Source organism: Streptomyces sp. NPDC086549 (genome assembly GCF_044746205.1).
In the GTDB taxonomy this organism is placed as follows: Bacteria; Actinomycetota; Actinomycetes; order Streptomycetales; family Streptomycetaceae; genus Streptomyces.
The window spans coordinates 473,315-490,022 of record NZ_JBIVBS010000001.1; the positions used below are offsets into that span (position 1 = coordinate 473,315).

At 69.4% G+C, this 16,708-nt stretch carries 15 protein-coding genes and 1 pseudogene; 7 read left to right on the plus strand and 9 right to left on the minus strand.

All coding sequences use genetic code 11. The annotated features are described in order from the left end of the window. Positions 1–84: 84 nt before the first annotated feature. Together ACIPSA_RS02170 and ACIPSA_RS02175 are read right to left on the minus strand one after the other, a co-directional pair. Positions 85–1,193 (minus strand): annotated as a pseudogene (locus ACIPSA_RS02170) (PP2C family protein-serine/threonine phosphatase). Between the two features lie 244 nt (positions 1,194–1,437). Next, positions 1,438–2,799 carry a glutamine synthetase family protein gene (locus ACIPSA_RS02175; protein ID WP_402627792.1) on the minus strand — a complete coding sequence of 454 codons (1,362 nt, stop codon included), beginning with the start codon at positions 2,797–2,799 and terminating at the stop codon, positions 1,438–1,440. A gap of 348 nt (positions 2,800–3,147) precedes the next feature. Here ACIPSA_RS02175 and ACIPSA_RS02180 point away from each other — a divergent pair, with 348 nt between their 5' ends. Further along, positions 3,148–4,338 carry a globin domain-containing protein gene (locus ACIPSA_RS02180; protein WP_402627795.1) on the plus strand — a complete coding sequence of 397 codons (1,191 nt, stop codon included), beginning with the start codon at positions 3,148–3,150 and terminating at the stop codon, positions 4,336–4,338. A gap of 87 nt (positions 4,339–4,425) precedes the next feature. Here the strand turns inward: ACIPSA_RS02180 and ACIPSA_RS02185 are convergent, their stop codons facing one another. Beyond that, entirely contained in the window at positions 4,426–4,866 is a 441-nt protein-coding gene (locus ACIPSA_RS02185) for an RrF2 family transcriptional regulator (protein WP_402627797.1), read from the minus strand. A 144-nt stretch (positions 4,867–5,010) separates the two neighbouring features. On the opposite strand from ACIPSA_RS02185, the gene ACIPSA_RS02190 reads away from it, so the two are divergent. The 3 genes from ACIPSA_RS02190 to ACIPSA_RS02200 all read left to right on the plus strand — a co-directional run bounded on the left by ACIPSA_RS02190 (position 5,011) and on the right by ACIPSA_RS02200 (position 8,462). Then, complete coding sequence (locus ACIPSA_RS02190) at positions 5,011–5,688, plus strand: DUF3105 domain-containing protein (RefSeq protein ID WP_402627800.1); 678 nt, start codon at positions 5,011–5,013, stop codon at positions 5,686–5,688. Continuing rightward, positions 5,685–6,311, plus strand: a complete 627-nt coding sequence (locus ACIPSA_RS02195) for a DUF305 domain-containing protein (RefSeq protein WP_402627803.1) — start codon at positions 5,685–5,687, stop codon at positions 6,309–6,311. Before ACIPSA_RS02190 ends, ACIPSA_RS02195 begins: the two co-directional genes overlap by 4 nt. Positions 6,312–6,521: 210 nt before the next feature. Next, a complete protein-coding gene (locus ACIPSA_RS02200) occupies positions 6,522–8,462 on the plus strand; it encodes a protease pro-enzyme activation domain-containing protein (protein WP_402627806.1) in 1,941 nt (646 codons plus the stop codon). A 57-nt stretch (positions 8,463–8,519) separates the two neighbouring features. Here the strand turns inward: ACIPSA_RS02200 and ACIPSA_RS02205 are convergent, their stop codons facing one another. Continuing rightward, positions 8,520–8,780, minus strand: a complete 261-nt coding sequence (locus ACIPSA_RS02205; RefSeq protein ID WP_402627809.1) for a DUF397 domain-containing protein — start codon at positions 8,778–8,780, stop codon at positions 8,520–8,522. 1 nt (position 8,781) lies between these two features. After that, entirely contained in the window at positions 8,782–9,603 is an 822-nt protein-coding gene (locus tag ACIPSA_RS02210; protein WP_402629433.1) for a helix-turn-helix domain-containing protein, read from the minus strand. 163 nt (positions 9,604–9,766) lie between these two features. On the opposite strand from ACIPSA_RS02210, the gene ACIPSA_RS02215 reads away from it, so the two are divergent. Beyond that, complete coding sequence (locus ACIPSA_RS02215; protein ID WP_402627811.1) at positions 9,767–9,994, plus strand: hypothetical protein; 228 nt, start codon at positions 9,767–9,769, stop codon at positions 9,992–9,994. Continuing rightward, entirely contained in the window at positions 9,988–10,359 is a 372-nt protein-coding gene (locus ACIPSA_RS02220; RefSeq protein ID WP_402627814.1) for an ATP-binding protein, read from the plus strand. The genes ACIPSA_RS02215 and ACIPSA_RS02220 overlap by 7 nt, the downstream gene beginning before the upstream one ends. A 266-nt stretch (positions 10,360–10,625) precedes the next feature. On the opposite strand, the gene ACIPSA_RS02225 is transcribed toward ACIPSA_RS02220, so the two are convergent. The 4 genes from ACIPSA_RS02225 to ACIPSA_RS02240 all read right to left on the minus strand — a co-directional run bounded on the left by ACIPSA_RS02225 (position 10,626) and on the right by ACIPSA_RS02240 (position 15,546). Next, a complete protein-coding gene (locus ACIPSA_RS02225) occupies positions 10,626–11,885 on the minus strand; it encodes an MFS transporter (RefSeq protein WP_402627817.1) in 1,260 nt (419 codons plus the stop codon). Positions 11,886–11,985: 100 nt separating this feature from the next. Then, positions 11,986–13,047 carry an endonuclease/exonuclease/phosphatase family protein gene (locus ACIPSA_RS02230; RefSeq protein WP_402627820.1) on the minus strand — a complete coding sequence of 354 codons (1,062 nt, stop codon included), beginning with the start codon at positions 13,045–13,047 and terminating at the stop codon, positions 11,986–11,988. Positions 13,048–13,231: 184 nt separating this feature from the next. After that, the gene (locus tag ACIPSA_RS02235) at positions 13,232–13,861 is read right to left on the minus strand and encodes a TetR/AcrR family transcriptional regulator (RefSeq protein WP_402627822.1); all 630 of its coding nucleotides are present in this window, start codon (positions 13,859–13,861) and stop codon (positions 13,232–13,234) included. Positions 13,862–13,947: 86 nt separating this feature from the next. Next, the gene (locus tag ACIPSA_RS02240) at positions 13,948–15,546 is read right to left on the minus strand and encodes an MFS transporter (RefSeq protein ID WP_402627825.1); all 1,599 of its coding nucleotides are present in this window, start codon (positions 15,544–15,546) and stop codon (positions 13,948–13,950) included. Positions 15,547–15,832: 286 nt separating this feature from the next. Here ACIPSA_RS02240 and panB point away from each other — a divergent pair, with 286 nt between their 5' ends. Further along, the gene (panB, locus tag ACIPSA_RS02245; RefSeq protein ID WP_402627828.1) at positions 15,833–16,699 is read left to right on the plus strand and encodes a 3-methyl-2-oxobutanoate hydroxymethyltransferase; all 867 of its coding nucleotides are present in this window, start codon (positions 15,833–15,835) and stop codon (positions 16,697–16,699) included. Positions 16,700–16,708: the final 9 nt, after the last annotated feature.

Below are 16,708 nucleotides of genomic sequence, written 5' to 3' on the forward strand. Positions count from 1 at the left end.
GTGATGCCGAATCAGGGCGACTTTATCCGACGGGCGTTGATGCAGGGCTGGTCGATGGGCGAGCGGCCGTGGTCGGCCGCCGGTTCACAGGCGCACGATGACCAGGGCGGTGTCGTCGGTGGCGTCACCGGGCGGGAGGAGGTCGGCGAGCACGGCGTCGGCGAGGGTTTCGGGGTCGTCCGCTCGGTGGCGGGCCAGGGAGTCGGCGAGGCGGGCGAGGCCGGTGTCGATGTCCTCGCGGCGGCGTTCGATCAGGCCGTCGGTGTAGAGCACGAGAACGGCGCCCTCACGGAAGGCCGCGACAGCCTGGATCCGGGGAGCGTGTTGAGGGCGGGCGGCCAGTGGCGGGTCGGTGGCCCGGTCCAGGAACTCGACGGTCCCGTCTCTGTGCAGGAGCCCCGGTGGGGGGTGGCCGGCGCTGCTGTAGGTGATGGTGCGGGTCTCCCAGTCGATGAATGCCGTGGCCACGGTTGTGTTCTCGGCGCCGTCGACGGTGCGGGCGTACAGCCCGAGGACTTCCAGGGCGCGGGCGGGGCCTTCGGCGACGAGGGAAGCGGCGGTGAGGGCGCTGCGCAGTTGTCCCATGACGCTGGCGGCGAACAGGCCGTGGCCGACGACGTCGCCGACGGCGACGGCGATGCGATCGCCGGGCAGGTCGACCAGGTCGTACCAGTCGCCGGCCACATTCAGCGCCTCGGCGGCGGGGGGTAGCGTACGGCCGTCGGATGCCGGCCGACCGGGCGGGGAGCGGGCAGCATGGCTTCTTGCAGGGTCAGCGCGACTTCACGGGCGCGGATGAGTTCGGTGACGTCCTCCACCCGGTGCAGCAGCAGCGTCACCCGCCCATCAGGTCCGAGTACGGGAACGTTGGTCAGGTTGAAATACCGCTGGCGCCATACCCCGGGCTGCTCGGGGTCCTCCATGTCGTAGCCCTGGAGCGCCACGATGCTGCGCTCACCGGTTTCCGCGGCCCGGCGCAGTGACGCCAGGATTCTGAGCAGGTGAGGCTCGCCGGGGTCGTTCTTGGGCCTGTCGTCGGGCATGAAGTGACCGACGACTTGATCCCGGGGGAGGCCCCGGAGGCGCAAGAACTCCGTGTTGGCGTCCGCGAAGATCAGCTGTGGGGTAACCAGCGCCACCGCCCCGGGAAGGGCCTGGAACACCGCCTCGTAGTCGACCGCCGGTACCTTCATGACTTTCCTGCCTCGCCACAGCAGATGCGTCTCTCTTCACGATACGAGCGGAGAGTCGCAGCTCGCCCCATGATGTTGTGGGCCTGAGGGCGGCCACACACGAACGACGATCGATCGTCTCGTCGGCGTACGGCGCCGTACGCCGGTGCCGTACGCCGACGCCGACGCCGACGCCGAAGGGCCGACGGTCCACGACCGTCGGCCCCAAGCGTCGAATCAGCAGCAAAACCGCTCCGACCTGCGCTTACAGCACCGGCAGGTTCTTCCGCAGCTCGAACGCGGTGACCTCGGAGCGGTACTCCTCCCACTCCGACTTCTTGTTGCGCAGGAAGAAGTCGAAGACGTGCTCACCGAGGGTCTCGGCGACCAGGTCGCTGTTCTCCATGAGCGACAGGGCCTCGCCGAGGTTCTGCGGGAGGGGCTCGATGCCCATCGCGCGGCGCTCGGCGTTGGACAGGGCCCAGACGTCGTCCTCGGCGCCGGGCGGGAGCTCGTAGCCCTCCTCGATGCCCTTGAGGCCGGACGCCAGGAGGAGGGCGTAGGCCAGGTACGGGTTCGCGCCCGAGTCGAGCGAGCGGACCTCCACGCGCGCGGAGCCGGTCTTGCCCGGCTTGTACATGGGTACGCGGACCAGGGCCGAGCGGTTGTTGTGGCCCCAGCAGATGTACGAGGGGGCCTCGCCGCCGGCGCCGGCGGTGCGCTCGGAGCCGCCCCAGATGCGCTTGTAGGAGTTGACCCACTGGTTGGTGACGGCCGAGATCTCCGCGGCGTGCTTCAGCAGGCCCGCGATGAAGGAGCGGCCGACCTTGGAGAGCTGGTACTCCGCGCCGGACTCGTAGAACGCGTTCCGGTCACCCTCGAAGAGGGAGAGGTGCGTGTGCATGCCGCTGCCGGGGTGCTCGGAGAACGGCTTCGGCATGAACGTGGCCTGCACGCCCTGCTCCAGCGCCACCTGCTTCATGACCAGGCGGAACGTCATGATGTTGTCCGCCGTGGACAAGGCGTCGGCGTAGCGCAGGTCGATCTCCTGCTGGCCCGGAGCGCCCTCGTGGTGGGAGAACTCGACCGAGATGCCCATCGACTCCAGCATCGTGATCGCCTGGCGGCGGAAGTCCATGCCGATGTTCTGCGGGGTGTGGTCGAAATAGCCGGAGTTGTCGGCGGGCGTCGGGCGCGTGCCGTCCAGCGGGCGGTCCTTCAGCAGGAAGAACTCGATCTCCGGGTGCGTGTAGAAGGTGAAGCCCAGGTCGGAGGTGCGGGCGAGGGCGCGCTTGAGGACGTAGCGCGGGTCCGCGAAGGACGGCGAACCGTCCGGCATCAGGATGTCGCAGAACATGCGGGCGGTGCCGGGGGCCTCGGCGCGCCACGGCAGGATCTGGAAGGTGGACGGGTCCGGCTTGGCGATCATGTCGGACTCGTAGACCCGGGCGAAGCCCTCGATGGCGGAGCCGTCGAAGCCGATGCCCTCGTCGAAGGCCTGCTCAAGCTCGGCAGGTGCCACGGCCACGGACTTGAGGAAACCCAGGACGTCCGTGAACCACAGGCGTACGAACCGGATGTCGCGCTCCTCCAACGTCCGGAGCACGAACTCCTGCTGCTTGTCCATCTTCCGCTTCCCCATCCTTGCTGGTCAGGCCGCCTGATTCCGGATACCTCTGGAGGCGGTCGGGCACCTGAGCATCCCACCACAACAGCATTTCGTGCGCGTTGCGGACCTTGATCGCCCGGCCGTCCCGAGCCTGAACGCCTCGCGTACGGCAGGTGTACTGCTCTGTCGCCCATCTTGCCTGTTCGGGCCGACATCCGTAATGGCCGATCCGCTTCGTATGGCCGATCCGCTTCGTCCGTGAGCGACACCACGCCCGTTTAATTTGCATCTCAAATGCAAGTTTAAATAGCGTGGCACGCAGTGCCGGTCCATCGCGGGATCCGGCAAGCCACAAGGAGTTCCCCGATGCTGTCCGAGTCGTCCGCAGCCACCGTCCGCGCCACCCTCCCCGCCGTCGGCGCCGCCATCGGCGAGATCACCGAGCGCTTCTACGCCGGGATGTTCGCCGCCCACCCCGACCTGCTGCGCAACCTGTTCAACCGCGGCAACCAGGCCGCCGGCACCCAGCGCCAGGCCCTGGCGGGATCCATCGCCGCCTTCGCCACGCACCTCGTGGACCACCCGGACCAGCGGCCCGACGCGATGCTGAGCCGCATCGCCCACAAGCACGCCTCGCTCGATGTCGAGCCCGAGCAGTACGCGATCGTCCACGAGCACCTCTTCGCCGCCATCGTCGACGTGCTCGGCGAGGCCGTCACGCCGGAGGTCGCGGCCGCCTGGGACGAGGTCTACTGGCTGATGGCGAACGCCCTGATCGCCATCGAGAAGCGGCTGTACGAGGAGAGCGCGGACGACTCGGGCCCGCGGGAGTGGGAAGTCGTCGAGCGGATCACGGAGACCCCCGACGTCGCCACCTTCCGGCTGCGCCCCGTCGACGGCGGACCGGTGCCGGGCTTCCGCGCGGGCCAGTACGTCTCCGTCCGCGTCACCCTCCCCGACGGTGCTCGCCAGATACGGCAGTACAGCCTCTCCGGGGCGCCCGGCTCGGACGTGCGGCAGATCAGCGTGAAGCGGGTGCACGGCGGTACGACGCCGGAGGGCGAGGTCTCGAACCACCTCCACTCGCACGTGCGCGAGGGCAGCGTGCTGGAGCTGTCCGCCCCGTACGGCGACCTCGTCCTGGGGGACGTCACCGACACGCCCCTGTTGCTCGCCTCCGCCGGCATCGGCGTGACCCCGATGGTCTCGATGCTGGCCGAGCTGGCGGAGACCGGTCACCGCGCCCCGGTCGCCGTCGTGCACGGCGACCGCTCCCCCGCCGACCACGCCCTGCGCACCGACCACGAGGCGTACGCCGCCAAGCTGACGGACTCCGCCGCGCACTTCTTCTACGAGGAGGACGCCGAGCCGGGCACCCGCACGGGCCTGGTGGACCTCGACGGCGTCGACGTCCCGGCGGGCACGCGCGCGTACCTGTGCGGTCCGCTGCCCTTCATGCGCGCGGTGCGGACCCAGCTGATCGCCAAGGGTGTGGCACCGGCCGACATCCACTACGAGGTGTTCGGCCCGGACCTCTGGCTCGCGCAGGCCTCCTGAGGGCCGGGGGCGGAGGTCGGGGGCCGGGGGCCGGAGGTCGGAGGTCGGGGGTCGCGGGCTCAGACCTGAGGACCGGGGGCCACGGGCTCAGACCTCAGGACCGCTGGAGATGCTCAGCAACAGCGGGCCGGTCGGGTCCGCGACCATGTCCGCCACCGTGACCGGGTCCAGCGTCGCGTAGAACGCCTCCTGGGCCCGGCGCAGGGCGCCGCGCAGCCGGCAGGCGGGCACCAGGGGGCAGGGCGTGGCACCCTCGCACTCGACCACGTCGCCGTCGCCCTCGAAGGTACGCACCACGGCGCCCACCGACGCCGTACGCCCCTTCTCGTTGAGCGCGAGCCCGCCGCCCCGGCCGCGCCGGGCGTCGACGAGACCGAGGTGCTGGAGTTCTGCCACGACCTTCGCGGCGTGCGTGTACGGCACGTCCATGTCCTCCGCGACCTGACGGGTCGTGGGAGTGGACCCGCCGGCGACGGCGAGCCTCATGAGGACCCTCAGGGCCAGGTCGGTGGAGCGCAACAGCCGCATACCCTGCAGGGTAAATAATGCGCATTCGGTGTTCAAATTAACTTTCCCGTGCCCTCCCTGCGGAAGGGCACCCCGCCCACACTACGATCAGTGAGCCCTACAGTCCCGTCCGTCCCGGCCCTTTCCCCCAGAAGGACAACAGCCATGGGTTCCGCGAAGAACAGCAACAGCGCCGCTCGCAAGGCGCGCATCGAGGAGATGAGGCGCGCCGAGCAGACCCGCGAGCGCCGTAACCGGCTGCTCACCATCGCCGCGAGCGTGGTGGTGGTCGCCGGTCTCGTCGTCGGCGGCGTGGTGCTCGTGAACTCGCAGAAGGACAAGGACACCACGGCGAGCGACGGCAAGGGCTCCTCCTCCGGCGACTCGGGCCACTTCACCACGGGCAAGGACGGCGTGCAGACCTGGTCCGGCAAGCTGTCGCGGACCCACGTCACCACGAGCGTGAAGTACCCGATGCACCCGCCGGTCGGCGGCAACCACAACCCGGTCTGGCTCAACTGCAACGGCGACGTCTACACCTCGGCCGTGAAGGACGAGAACGCCGTGCACGCGCTGGAGCACGGCGCGGTCTGGGTGACGTACACCAGCAAGGCCAAGAAGGCCGACGTCGACGCGCTCGCGGCGAAGGTGAAGAAGACGCCGTACACGCTGATGAGCCCGTACGAGAACCAGACGGGCACGATCATGCTCTCGGCGTGGGGTCACCAGCTGACCGTGAAGAGCGCCGACGACCCGGGCGTCGACAAGTTCTTCTCGACCTACGTGCAGGGCAAGCAGACGCCCGAGCCGGGTGCCTCGTGCACCGGCGGGATGATGAAGTGAGCCGGCGCATCGGATGGATCGCGGGGGCCGCGGCGGCGGCGCTCGTCGCGGCCGGCGCGATCACGTACGCGGTCGCCGAGGACGGCTCCTCCGGCACGAGCACGCCCTCCGCCGGCTCGGCGGACGCCGGGTTCGCGCGGGACATGGCGGTCCATCACCAGCAGGCCGTCGAGATGTCGTACATCGTGCGCGACCGCACGACGAACGTGGAAGTACGCCGGCTCGCCTACGACATCGCGCAGACGCAGGCCAACCAGCGCGGCATGCTGCTGGGCTGGCTGGACCTGTGGGATCTGCCGAAGGTGTCGGCGGATCCGCCGATGACCTGGATGGGCATGGGCGACATGGCGTCGGGCAAGGACGGCGCGCTGATGCCGGGCATGGCGACCAACGCCGACCTGAAGAAGCTGGGCACACTCAGCGGCAAGCAGGCCGAGATCTTCTATCTCCAGCTGATGACGGACCATCACAAGGGCGGCATCCACATGGCCGAGGGGTGCGTCACCAAGTGCACCGTCGACGTGGAGAAGAAGCTCGCGCAGGGCATGGTCGACGCGCAGCAGTCCGAGATCCAGCTGATGGCCGACATGCTCAAGGAGCGTGGCGCCAAGCCGCGTTCATAACGACGCCGTACGGACGAAAGCCGCAATTCACCCTGGATGACCATTCCTTGAGCTTCTCTTGACTTTTGCGTTCCCCTGGCATGAACGGTTCATCGAAAGAGTGGCCCTCATCGTGTGATCCATTCGCGGGCCTAACCGCCGCGGGCCGGCGCCCCGGATCCACGACGTACCGACCACTACATGCATGCGAACCGCATCGCAGGGGGTTCTATGAGATCCAACCGTGCCAAGGTGCGCGCCGGTGTGAGCATGGCAGCGACACTGCCGATGATCGCTGGTGCGCTGGCCCTCGGCATACCCGCGGCGCACGCCGCGGACAACCCGGGCCGGGACGCCCTGGCGGGCACCAAGCCCGCCTGGGCCACGGCCAAGGCGGACAAGGGTGCCACCTCGAACAACGCCCAGGTCAACGCCCGGGTGTACCTCGCCGGCCGGAACGCGGCCGGTCTCGCCGCCTACGCCAAGGCGGTGTCCGACCCGAGCTCGCCGTCGTACGGCAAGTACCTGAGCGCCAAGCAGACGCAGGCCCACTTCGGGGCGACCAAGGCCCAGGTGGCCGCGGTCAAGTCGTGGCTGAGGTCGTCCGGGCTCACGGTCACGAAGGTCACGCAGCACTACATCGCCGTCACCGGTGACGTGTCCGCCGCCGAGCAGGCGTTCGGCACCCAGCTGCACAACTACGCCAAGGGCTCGAAGACCTACCGCGCGCCGTCGAAGGCGGCCTCCGCGCCGGAGGGCCTGAAGGGCGCCGTCCTGACCGTCACCGGCCTGGACAACGCGCCGCACAAGGCGACCCACGCCGACCAGCTGCCCCCGCCGGACGCGGTGTTCAAGAACTCCGGGCCGTTCTCCTCGTACTACGGCTCGAACATCGCGACCACCCTGCCGGACGCGTACGGCACGAAGATCCCGTACGCGATCCAGGGCTACACCGGCAAGCAGCTGCGTGCCGCCTACGGCGCCGGCTCGTACACGGGCAAGGGCGTCCGCGTCGCCATCACGGACGCGTACGCCTCCCCGACCATCGCCTTCGACGCCGCCACCTACGCGAACAAGCACGGTGACACGGCGTGGAAGACCGGTCAGCTGCGCCAGTCGCTGCCGAAGAACTACACGGCGACCAAGGAGTGCGGCGCGGCCGGCTGGTACGGCGAGGAGACCCTCGACGTCGAGGCCGTGCACGCGGTCGCGCCGGACGCCAACGTCACCTATGTGGGCGCCGCTTCCTGCATGGACGACGACCTGCTCGACTCGCTCAGCAAGGTCGTCGACAACCACCTGGCCGACATCGTCTCCAACTCCTGGGGCGACATCGAGGCCAACCAGACGCCGGATCTCGCGGCCGCCTACGACCAGGTCTTCCAGTTCGGCGCGGTCCAGGGCATCGGCTTCTACTTCTCCTCCGGCGACAACGGCGACGAGGTCGCCAACACGAAGACGAAGCAGGTCGACACCCCGGCCAACTCGGCGTGGGTGACCGCGGTCGGCGGCACTTCTCTGGCCGTCGGCAAGGGCGACAAGTATCTGTGGGAGACCGGCTGGGGCACCGAGAAGGCGACCCTGTCGGCCGACGGCAAGAGCTGGACCAACTTCCCCGGCGCCTTCACCTCGGGCGCGGGCGGTGGCACCAGCAAGACCGTGCCGCAGCCGTACTACCAGAAGAACGTCGTCCCGAAGGCGCTGGCCACGGCCAACAACGCGGCCGGTAACCGCGTCGTCCCGGACATCGCGGCGATCGCCGACCCGAACACCGGTTTCAAGGTCGGCCAGACGCAGACCTTCCCGGACGGTACGGAGCAGTACAGCGAGTACCGCATCGGCGGCACCTCGCTGGCCGCGCCGGTGATCGCGGCCGTCCAGGCCCTGGCCCAGGAGGCGCGCGGCGGCAAGGCGATCGGCTTCGCCAACCCGGCGATCTACGCCAAGTACGGCACGAAGGCGTACCACGACGTCACGGACAACCCGACGGGCTCCGACCTCGCCGTGGCGCGTATCGACTTCGTCAACGGCACCGACGCCAGCGGAGGCCTCGCGACCTCGGTCCGCAGCCTCGGCAAGGACAGCTCGCTGTCCGCGGTGAAGGGCTACGACGACGTGACCGGCGTGGGCACGCCTGCGGGCGGGTACGTCGAGTCGTACCGTCGGCACTGATCCTGCGGATCGGCTGAGGGGGCGTGGGGTGCCTGGCACCTCACGCCCCCTTTTGCGTCAGTGGGTCTTGAGTGAGGCGATGAAAGGGGTCCAGGCGGTGGAGGTGAGGACGAGAACGGGGCCACTGGGGACCTTTGAGTCGCGTACGGGGACTAGGCCGGGGATGTTGGGGGCTACCTCGACGCAGTTGCCGCCGTCTTCGTTGCTGTAGCTCGACTTGCGCCAGAGAGCGGCGCCGGGAAAGCCCTCGGCAACTTCGAGACAGTGCCCGCCGTCGCCGTTGCTGTAGCTGCTCTTACGCCACGTCGCAGCGCTCATGTCACGTGGGATGCTTGCCATTTCGATAGTCCTCTGCCGCTTGCTCGATCAGCTTCAGGGACGCCGCCGGCGGCAGCGCAGCAGCCCTGAGCCGTCCGTACGCCTTCGCATACTGCCTCACGAGACCGGGGTCATCGATCAGTTGACCGCTGTACATTCCCTCGGTGTACATAACCGGCGGAGCATCGGCAAAGGTCATGAACCTTGCCGTGCCCATCATGAAGGGGTGCGCACCCGAGTTCCGCGGAAGGATCTGCGGAAATGACCGGCGCCTGCGCGCGACCTCCGCGATGTGGGCAAGCTGGTCGGCCATAGCGTCGGGCGCAATGATCGGGTTCCGCAGAAGCGACTCGTGCAGCACGAGCCAAGTCTCCGGCGCCCGTTGGTCCTCGAAGAGCCATGCACGCTCCCTTCGAGCGGCGACCTTCGCCGCCACCTCCTCCTCGGAGTACGTTGGATGTGAGGCCAGGACAACCGCCCTGATGTATGGCTCCAGTTGGAGTGGTCCGGGAATCAGGGACGGATCCCACTCCTCGATCTCCTGCGCACGCTTCTCCATCTCCAGGACGTCGGCAAAGTACTCGGCGTGAGCCCCCCTCCGCGCCTTCCGCACATCCTCACAGTGCCGCTCGAAGAACCCGTCGGTCTTCAGTACCCGATCCGCATGCCGGGCCAGATCGACCGGCATCCTCCGTTCCCCGTGCTCGATGTCGCTGAGGTAGGTCTTGCCGTAGAAGCTGCCTTCGAGGAACGCTTCCAACGACATCCCCGCCGCCTCCCGCTTCCACCGCAACTCCTTGCCGTAGAAGGTGGGGACGCTCATCGAGCCGTCGATGTCCTTACGCCTGACCACGCGCTCACCGCCGTAACTCACCGTGCCATCTCCGCCGTTCGCGTCGCGGACGCGAATCGCCTTTTACGGTAGCGAGCCGGGCGACAGTCTGTGAGGAGTTCGTCACAGACCGCACAGAAGGCTGCCCTCCCTCATGCCCGACCACCCGTCCCCCACCGCCTACGACGTCACCCTCTGCGTAGAGGACCTCCGCTCCGCCCTCGCCCTGCACGGCATCACGCTGCCCTCGCTCCGCGTGGACCTGCCGGGCTTCGCGGGTACGTACGCGCCGCCCGCCGGACTCGTCACGCTCGGGAACTGCAATACGGCTACGGCACGCGCCCTCGCCGCCGCGCTCAGGAAGCCGGCGGCCGAGTGCTGACGCCGCTGGAATTCCGTCTGCTCGCCACGCCCAAGGCCGCACCGAAGCTGCGCTACCAGCTCCGCGACCACGACTTCGACGTCCGGCTGTGCGCGACGGAGTTACTTGCGAACGTCATCGACGACGTGGGCGAGGGCACGCCCGTGACCATCCGAGTCATCGGTACGCCGGGGCGTGGCCGTACCCGCATCGAGGTGACCGATCCCGACCCGCGAACGTTGCCCGTCCTGCTGTCCGCCACGGAATCGGAGGAGTCGGGCCGGGGACTGGCTCTCCTGGACGCGCTTGCTGATGGGTGGGGCGTGGTCCAGGAACCGGATCGCAAGACGGTCTGGTGCGAGCTGGGGAGGAGGGCGTTCGTGTGAGCGGATGCTGATGAGGTTGCCGTTGGGGCCGCCCGCTTCTTGTCAGTGTCGTGCTTCCACGACCCGAGTAAAGGGCGCTCCACTGCGTTCCGCGTCGCCTTCGGCGATGGCCCTACGGGCCACCCTTGACTCGGCTCGCTCCAGCACGGTTGAGAAGCGAGCGAGCGGCCCCAACAGCAACTTGTCAGCTCCGCCAACGGCCACCCCGCCCCCAAGCGGGCAGCCCCGACGGCAACTTGTCAGCTCCGCCAGCAGCCACCCCGCCCTCAGTGGTGCAGCGCGCCTGACTGTTCGGGTGCATCGGACACATCGGGTACCCCGGCCACATCGAGTACGTCAGGTACATGCGCGGCGATCACCCGGCCGACGTGCACAGCCTCCCGGCGCCGGTCCACCGCGTACGCCACCGACGCCACCCCGAGGCCCAGCACCGCCAGCCCCGCCCCCGCCACCGCGGGGGACGTGACCCCGAAGCCCGCCGCCAGGGCCAGGCCGCCGATCCAGGCGCCGCCGGCGTTCGCCAGGTTGAAGGCGGCCTGGTTGGCCGAGGAGGCCAGGGAGGGGGCCGCGGCGGCCTTCTCCATGACCATCAGCTGGAGCGGGGAGCCGGTGACGAACGCCGCCATGCCGAGCAGGGCCACCGCGAGGGCCGCGCTCCACTCGGCGCGCATCAACACCGGGAAGAGCAGCAGTACGGTCACCAGCGAGGCCAGGCCGCCGAAGAGGGTGCCGCGCAGCGAGTGGTCCGCCAGCCGTCCGCCCAGCAGGTTGCCCGCCGTCGCGCCGAAGCCGAACAGGGCGAGCAGCGGCGTGACGCCCGCCTCGGCGAAGCCGGCGGAGTCCGTGAGCATCGGGGTGACGTAGCTGTAGGCCGCGAAGAGCGCGCCGAAGCCCGCCACGGTCGTACCGAGTGCCAGCCAGACCGGCAGCGAGCGCAGGGCGGCCAGCTCGCCGCGCAGGCCCGTCGCGGGGGCGTGCGAGCTGTCGTGCGGGATCAGCAGCGCGAGGGAGGCGATCGCCGCCACGCCGATCGCGCTGACGCCGAGGAAGGTCGCCCGCCAGCCCAGGTGCTGGCCCATCAGCGTGGCGACCGGCACGCCCGCGACGTTGGCGACGGTCAGGCCGAGGAACATCAGGGAGACGGAGCGGGCCTTGCGCTCCGGCGGCACCATTGTCGTCGCGACGACCGCGCCCACGCCGAAGAAGGCGCCGTGCGGCAGACCGCTCAGGAAGCGGGCGGCCAGGAGGGAGTCGTAGCCGGGGGCGAGGGCCGACAGCGCGTTGCCCGCCACGAACAGGGCCATCAGGGCCATCAGGACCTTGCGGCGGGGCATCCGCGCGGTCGCCGCGGCCAGCAGCGGGGCGCCGATGACGACGCCCAGCGCGTACGCCGAGACCAGGTGCCCGGCGGTGGGGATCGAGATGTGCAGGTCGTCCGCGACGTCGGGCAGCAGGCCCATCATCACGAACTCGGTCGTACCGATACCGAAGGCGCCTACGGCGAGGGCGAGCAGGGCCAGGGGCATGACGGGCCTGTGCCTTTCAGGGAGAGCGGAGTTCCGTACAGCATACGTTCAGTATGTTCAGCTGCGGAACAAACTCTCCCCGGCCCGGTATTCCAGCGGGTTACGAGGACGTGTCGACCTTCACACGCGCGGCCACCGGAAGGTGGTCGCTCCCCGTCTCCGGGAGGGTCCAGGAGCTCTCCGGTTCGACCCCCTTCACCATGATCTGGTCGATCCGTGCCATCGGGAAGGACGCCGGCCAGCTGAACCCGAAGCCGCTGCCCGCCGCGCCCTGCGTGGAGCGCAGCTGTGAGGTGACGGCGTTGAGGGAGCGGTCGTTCATGGTGCCGTTCAGGTCGCCGAGCAGAACGACCCGCCGCAGCGTCTCGTCGGCGATGGCCTCGCCCAGCGCGTCGGCGCTCTTGTCGCGCTGCCGGGCGGTGAACCCGGCCTTCAGCTTCACCCGCACCGAGGGGAGGTGGGCGACGTACACCGCGACCTGGCCGGAGGGGGCGGTCACGGTGGCCCGCATCGCGCGCGTCCAGCCCAGTTTGATGTCCACGGCCCTGACCCCGGTCAGCGGGTACTTGCTCCACAGCCCCACGGTGCCCTGCACCGAGTGGTACTTGTACGTCGACGCCAGCGCCTTCTCGTACACCGGCACGGCCGACGCCTTCAGTTCCTCCAGCGCCAGCACGTCCGCGCCGGACGCGGCCACGTCCCGGGCCGTGTCGGCGGGGTCCGGGTTGTCGGCGTTGACGTTGTGCGTGGCGACCATGAGGTCCCCGCCGGAGCCCGTCCTGTCGGTGAGCAGCCCGCCGAAGAGGTTCAGCCACACAATGGCCGGAAGCACCACCGCGATCAGCGCGGTCGCCGACTTCCGTACGACACCGAGGACCAGCAGCACCGGGATCAGCAGGCCCAGCCAGGGCAGGAACGTCTCCGTGAGGCTGCCGAGGTTGCCCACCCGGTTCGGGATGCGTGAGTGCACCAGCATCACCAGGGCCAGCAGCAGCGCGATCACGGCCGTGACGATGCCGCGGCGCCACACGCGCGGATCGCCGCGCCAGCCGTCGAACAGACCGCCGCGCAGGCGGCTCAACAGGCGCCGAAGCCGGGATCGCTGGTGCTCGGGCCCCGAGCCGCCATTGTCCGTCTCCGTCATGTATGCCTGCTGCGCCATACCGTCTGCCTCACAACCTGCCGTGCGCACCGTCTTCCCCCCGGGTTACGACCCTAGGGGATGATCGGCCCCGCTCCTGCCGCCGCGTGGCGGCCGTACGGAAGACGATGACGAACAAGTCGACGCGAGGGGTTCCGGTTGCGGCGACAAGCGCCTGGACTGTGACGAAACGCGCACATTCGGGCTAAGTGCCAGGTGAGCTGACGGGCCGTAGGCCTGCGAGCACCGTGTCGACGATCTCCTCCGACAGGCCCTCCGGGAGGTCCGCGTCCGGGCGCAGGACGGAGCGGACGAGCATGGGGCCGACGATCATGTCGTTGGCCAGTTCGAGGTCGACGTCCTCGCGGAGCTCGCCGTTCAGCTGTCCGCGGCGCAGCACCTCGAGGCCCTGGTTGCGCCGGGGGGTTATCACGCAGGTGTGGTACGCGGCCCAGATCTTGGGGCTGCTCTTCATCTGGGCGTGGGCGTTGTGCAGGATCGCCGACGAGCGGCTGACCAGGCCGCGCCGGCGCAGCGATTCGAGCAGGACGACCAGGTCGTCGCGCATCGAGGTGCCGGGGAGCTCGGGGTCGGGGGGCTCGGCGGCGCGCATGACGTCGACGAAGAGCTCCTCCTTGCCGCTCCAGCGGCGGTAGATGGTGGCCTTGCCGACGCCGGCGGTGCGGGCGACACGCTCGATGGAGAGCTCGGCGAGGGGAACGCCCTCCTCCAGGAGCTTCATCACGCCCTCCAGGATGGCGCGTTCCACGGCCTCGCTGCGCGGGCGGCCCCGAGCGGGAGCGTCCGGCCGCGGTCGGCTGTCGGCAAGGCTCACGTCACTTCGTCCTTTCACTGGCTGCGGGAATTGTCCCGCAGCCGCCTCCTTCCCCCGTGCTGCCTCTCCGGACGCCGGTGCGCGGACTAGTCCGCGGCGACGACCAACTCCTGTTCCGGCTTGCCCTCCTGAGATGCCGGCGGCCTGCCCGGCAGGAAGAGGGCCGTGACCACCGCGCCGAGGATCGCGACGCCCGTGCCGCACAACGCGGTGATGTGCATGGCGTGCAGGAACGCGTCGTGGGCGGGTTCGACCAGGGCCTGGCCCCGCGGGCCGAGCTTCTCGGCGACGCCCAGGGTGGCCTCGATGGACTCGCCCGCCGTGTCCCTGAGACCGGCCGGCAGCAGGCCCAGCTTGTCCTCGATGCCGGTGCGGTACGCCGTGGACAGGACCGAGCCGAGCACGGCGATGCCGAGGGCGCCGCCGACCTGCCGGAAGGTGTTGCTGAGCGCGGAGGCGGAGCCGGCCTTCTCGCGCGGCAGGGCCTGCATGATGACGACGGAGGTCGGCGTCATGATGTGCGCCATGCCGGTGCCCATGAGGAAGAAGTCGACCTCCAGGAGCCAGATCGGCGTGTCCGCCTCGAAGGTGGCGAAGATGGCCAGCGTCACGGCGATGAGGAGCAGACCGGCCGTGGTGGTGGCCTTGTTGCCGAACCGGTCGACGAGCAGCCGGGCCCGCGGCGCGAAGATCATCTGCGCGGCGGCCAGCGGCAGCATCAGCACACCGGACTCCAGCGGCGAGTAGCCGCGCACGCTCTGGGTGTAGAAGACACCGAAGAACGTCACGCCCATCAGCGCGAAGAACACCAGCGCGATGGCGCTCATGGCGGCCGAGAAGACCTTGTTCTTGAAGTAGGTGACGTCCAGGGACGGGTGGTCGCTGCGCTTCTCGAAGACGACGAAGCCGGCGAGGACCGCGAGTCCGGCCGCGATGGTCGCCAGGACCTTGGCGTCCGTGAAGTCGGCGAGCTCGCCGCCCTTGATGATGCCGTAGACCAACAGGACCAGGCCGACCACCGAGAGCACGACACCGACGGGGTCGAGGCGGCCCGGGTTCGGGTCGCGCGAGTCGGGCACCAGCCACACCATCAGCGCGAGCGCGAGGAGCACGATGGGGACGTTGATGAGGAAGACCGAGCCCCACCAGAAGTGGTCGAGGAGCGCGCCGCCGGTGATCGGCCCGATGGCGATGGCGAGTCCGACGCCGCCGGCCCAGATGCCGATGGCCTTGGGCTGCTCCTCGCGCTCGAAGACGTTCATCAGGACGGCGAGGGTGGCGGGCATGACGAAGGCGGCACCGAGGGCCATCAGCGCGCGGTAGGTGATGAGTTCGCCCGGGGAACCGGACTCCGCGGCGAGGGCGGAGCCGATGCCGAACACGACGAGGCCGCCGAGCAGGACCTTCTTGCGGCCCAGCCGGTCGCCGATGAGGCCCGCGGTGAACAGCAGGCCGGCGAAGACGAGGGTGTAGGCGTTGATGGCCCACTCGATCTCGCTCTGGGTGGCGCCCAGTCCGGTCGGGGCCGGGGTGGAGATCGTCTTGATGGCGACGTTCAGGATCGAGTTGTCGAGCACCACGATCAGCAGGCTCAACATCAGGACGCCGAGGATCGCCCAGCGGCGCCGGTGCACCGCTTCCGGTATCCGGGGACCGTTGGAGGCACGGTCGGCAGGAGTTGTCATATGAACGACCCTAAGGCCATTCCAATACGGCACCGTCTCGTATCTTAATACCTTTGCCGAGCCGTTACGCAGCGCGGCCACAGCCCACCCGGGACCGAGCGGAACGCGGGCGGGGTGCGAGCGGCGTGCGATGGGATGACGTATGGGATGACGCACGGAATGGCCTGAGGGATGACGTAAGGGATCACACGGGCGTCCCCTGGCCCTCCCTGGCACGAGGTGCCACCATGGAGGGGATCCGGGGACGCCGTAAGGGCGCCTCGAGATGACTGAAGGAGCCGTTGCAATGACGCAGCTTTCGGCTGCCCAGACGAAGCCCTCCGACGGCAGCAAGGCGCTGTACGGGGGCAAGGGCACTCGCCGTATCACTGTTCGCGACATCGCCCTCGCCAAGGAACGCGGCGAGAAGTGGCCCATGCTCACCGCCTACGACGCGATGACCGCGTCCGTCTTCGACGAGGCCGGCATTCCGGTGCTCCTGGTCGGCGACTCGGCGGGCAACTGCCACCTCGGGTACGAGACGACCGTACCCGTCACCCTCGACGAGATGACCATGCTGTCGGCCGCGGTCGTGCGCGGCACCCAGCGCGCCCTGATCGTCGGCGACCTGCCCTTCGGCTCCTACCAGGAGGGCCCGGTGCAGGCGCTGCGCTCGGCGACCCGGCTGGTGAAGGAGGCCGGCGTCGGCGCGGTGAAGCTGGAGGGCGGGGAGCGCTCGTACGAACAGATCCGACTGCTGGTGGAGTCCGGCATCCCGGTCATGGCCCACATCGGCCTGACCCCCCAGTCCGTGAACGCCATGGGCTACCGCGTCCAGGGGCGCGGCGAGGAGGCGGCCCAGCAGCTGCTGCGCGACGCGAAGGCCGTGCAGGACGCGGGCGCGTTCGCGGTGGTCCTCGAACTGGTCCCGGCCGAGCTCGCGGCCGAGGTGACGCGGGTGCTGCACATCCCGACCGTCGGCATCGGCGCAGGACCTGAGACGGACGCGCAGGTGCTGGTGTGGACCGACATGCTCGGTCTGACGGGCGGGCGCATGCCGAAGTTCGTGAAGAAGTACGCCAACCTGCGTGAGGTCATGGGCGACGCGGTGAAGGAGTTCGCCGAGGACGTCGTCGGCGGGACGTTCCCGTTGGAGGAGCACTCCGTCCACTGAGCCACCGCC

Excerpts from the sequence above, each read along its gene's own strand:
- ACIPSA_RS02175 (WP_402627792.1), bottom strand. The coding sequence starts at position 2,799 with ATGGACAAGCAGCAGGAGTTCGTGCTCCGGACGTTGGAGGAGCGCGAC.
- ACIPSA_RS02180 (WP_402627795.1), top strand. The coding sequence starts at position 3,148 with ATGCTGTCCGAGTCGTCCGCAGCCACCGTCCGCGCCACCCTCCCCGCC.
- ACIPSA_RS02185 (WP_402627797.1), bottom strand. The coding sequence starts at position 4,866 with ATGCGGCTGTTGCGCTCCACCGACCTGGCCCTGAGGGTCCTCATGAGG.
- ACIPSA_RS02190 (WP_402627800.1), top strand. The coding sequence starts at position 5,011 with ATGGGTTCCGCGAAGAACAGCAACAGCGCCGCTCGCAAGGCGCGCATC.
- ACIPSA_RS02200 (WP_402627806.1), top strand. The coding sequence starts at position 6,522 with ATGAGATCCAACCGTGCCAAGGTGCGCGCCGGTGTGAGCATGGCAGCG.
- ACIPSA_RS02205 (WP_402627809.1), bottom strand. The coding sequence starts at position 8,780 with ATGAGCGCTGCGACGTGGCGTAAGAGCAGCTACAGCAACGGCGACGGC.
- ACIPSA_RS02210 (WP_402629433.1), bottom strand. The coding sequence starts at position 9,603 with ATGAGCGTCCCCACCTTCTACGGCAAGGAGTTGCGGTGGAAGCGGGAG.
- ACIPSA_RS02215 (WP_402627811.1), top strand. The coding sequence starts at position 9,767 with ATGCCCGACCACCCGTCCCCCACCGCCTACGACGTCACCCTCTGCGTA.
- ACIPSA_RS02225 (WP_402627817.1), bottom strand. The coding sequence starts at position 11,885 with ATGCCCCTGGCCCTGCTCGCCCTCGCCGTAGGCGCCTTCGGTATCGGT.
- ACIPSA_RS02230 (WP_402627820.1), bottom strand. The coding sequence starts at position 13,047 with ATGGCGCAGCAGGCATACATGACGGAGACGGACAATGGCGGCTCGGGG.
- ACIPSA_RS02240 (WP_402627825.1), bottom strand. The coding sequence starts at position 15,546 with ATGACAACTCCTGCCGACCGTGCCTCCAACGGTCCCCGGATACCGGAA.
- panB (WP_402627828.1), top strand. The coding sequence starts at position 15,833 with ATGACGCAGCTTTCGGCTGCCCAGACGAAGCCCTCCGACGGCAGCAAG.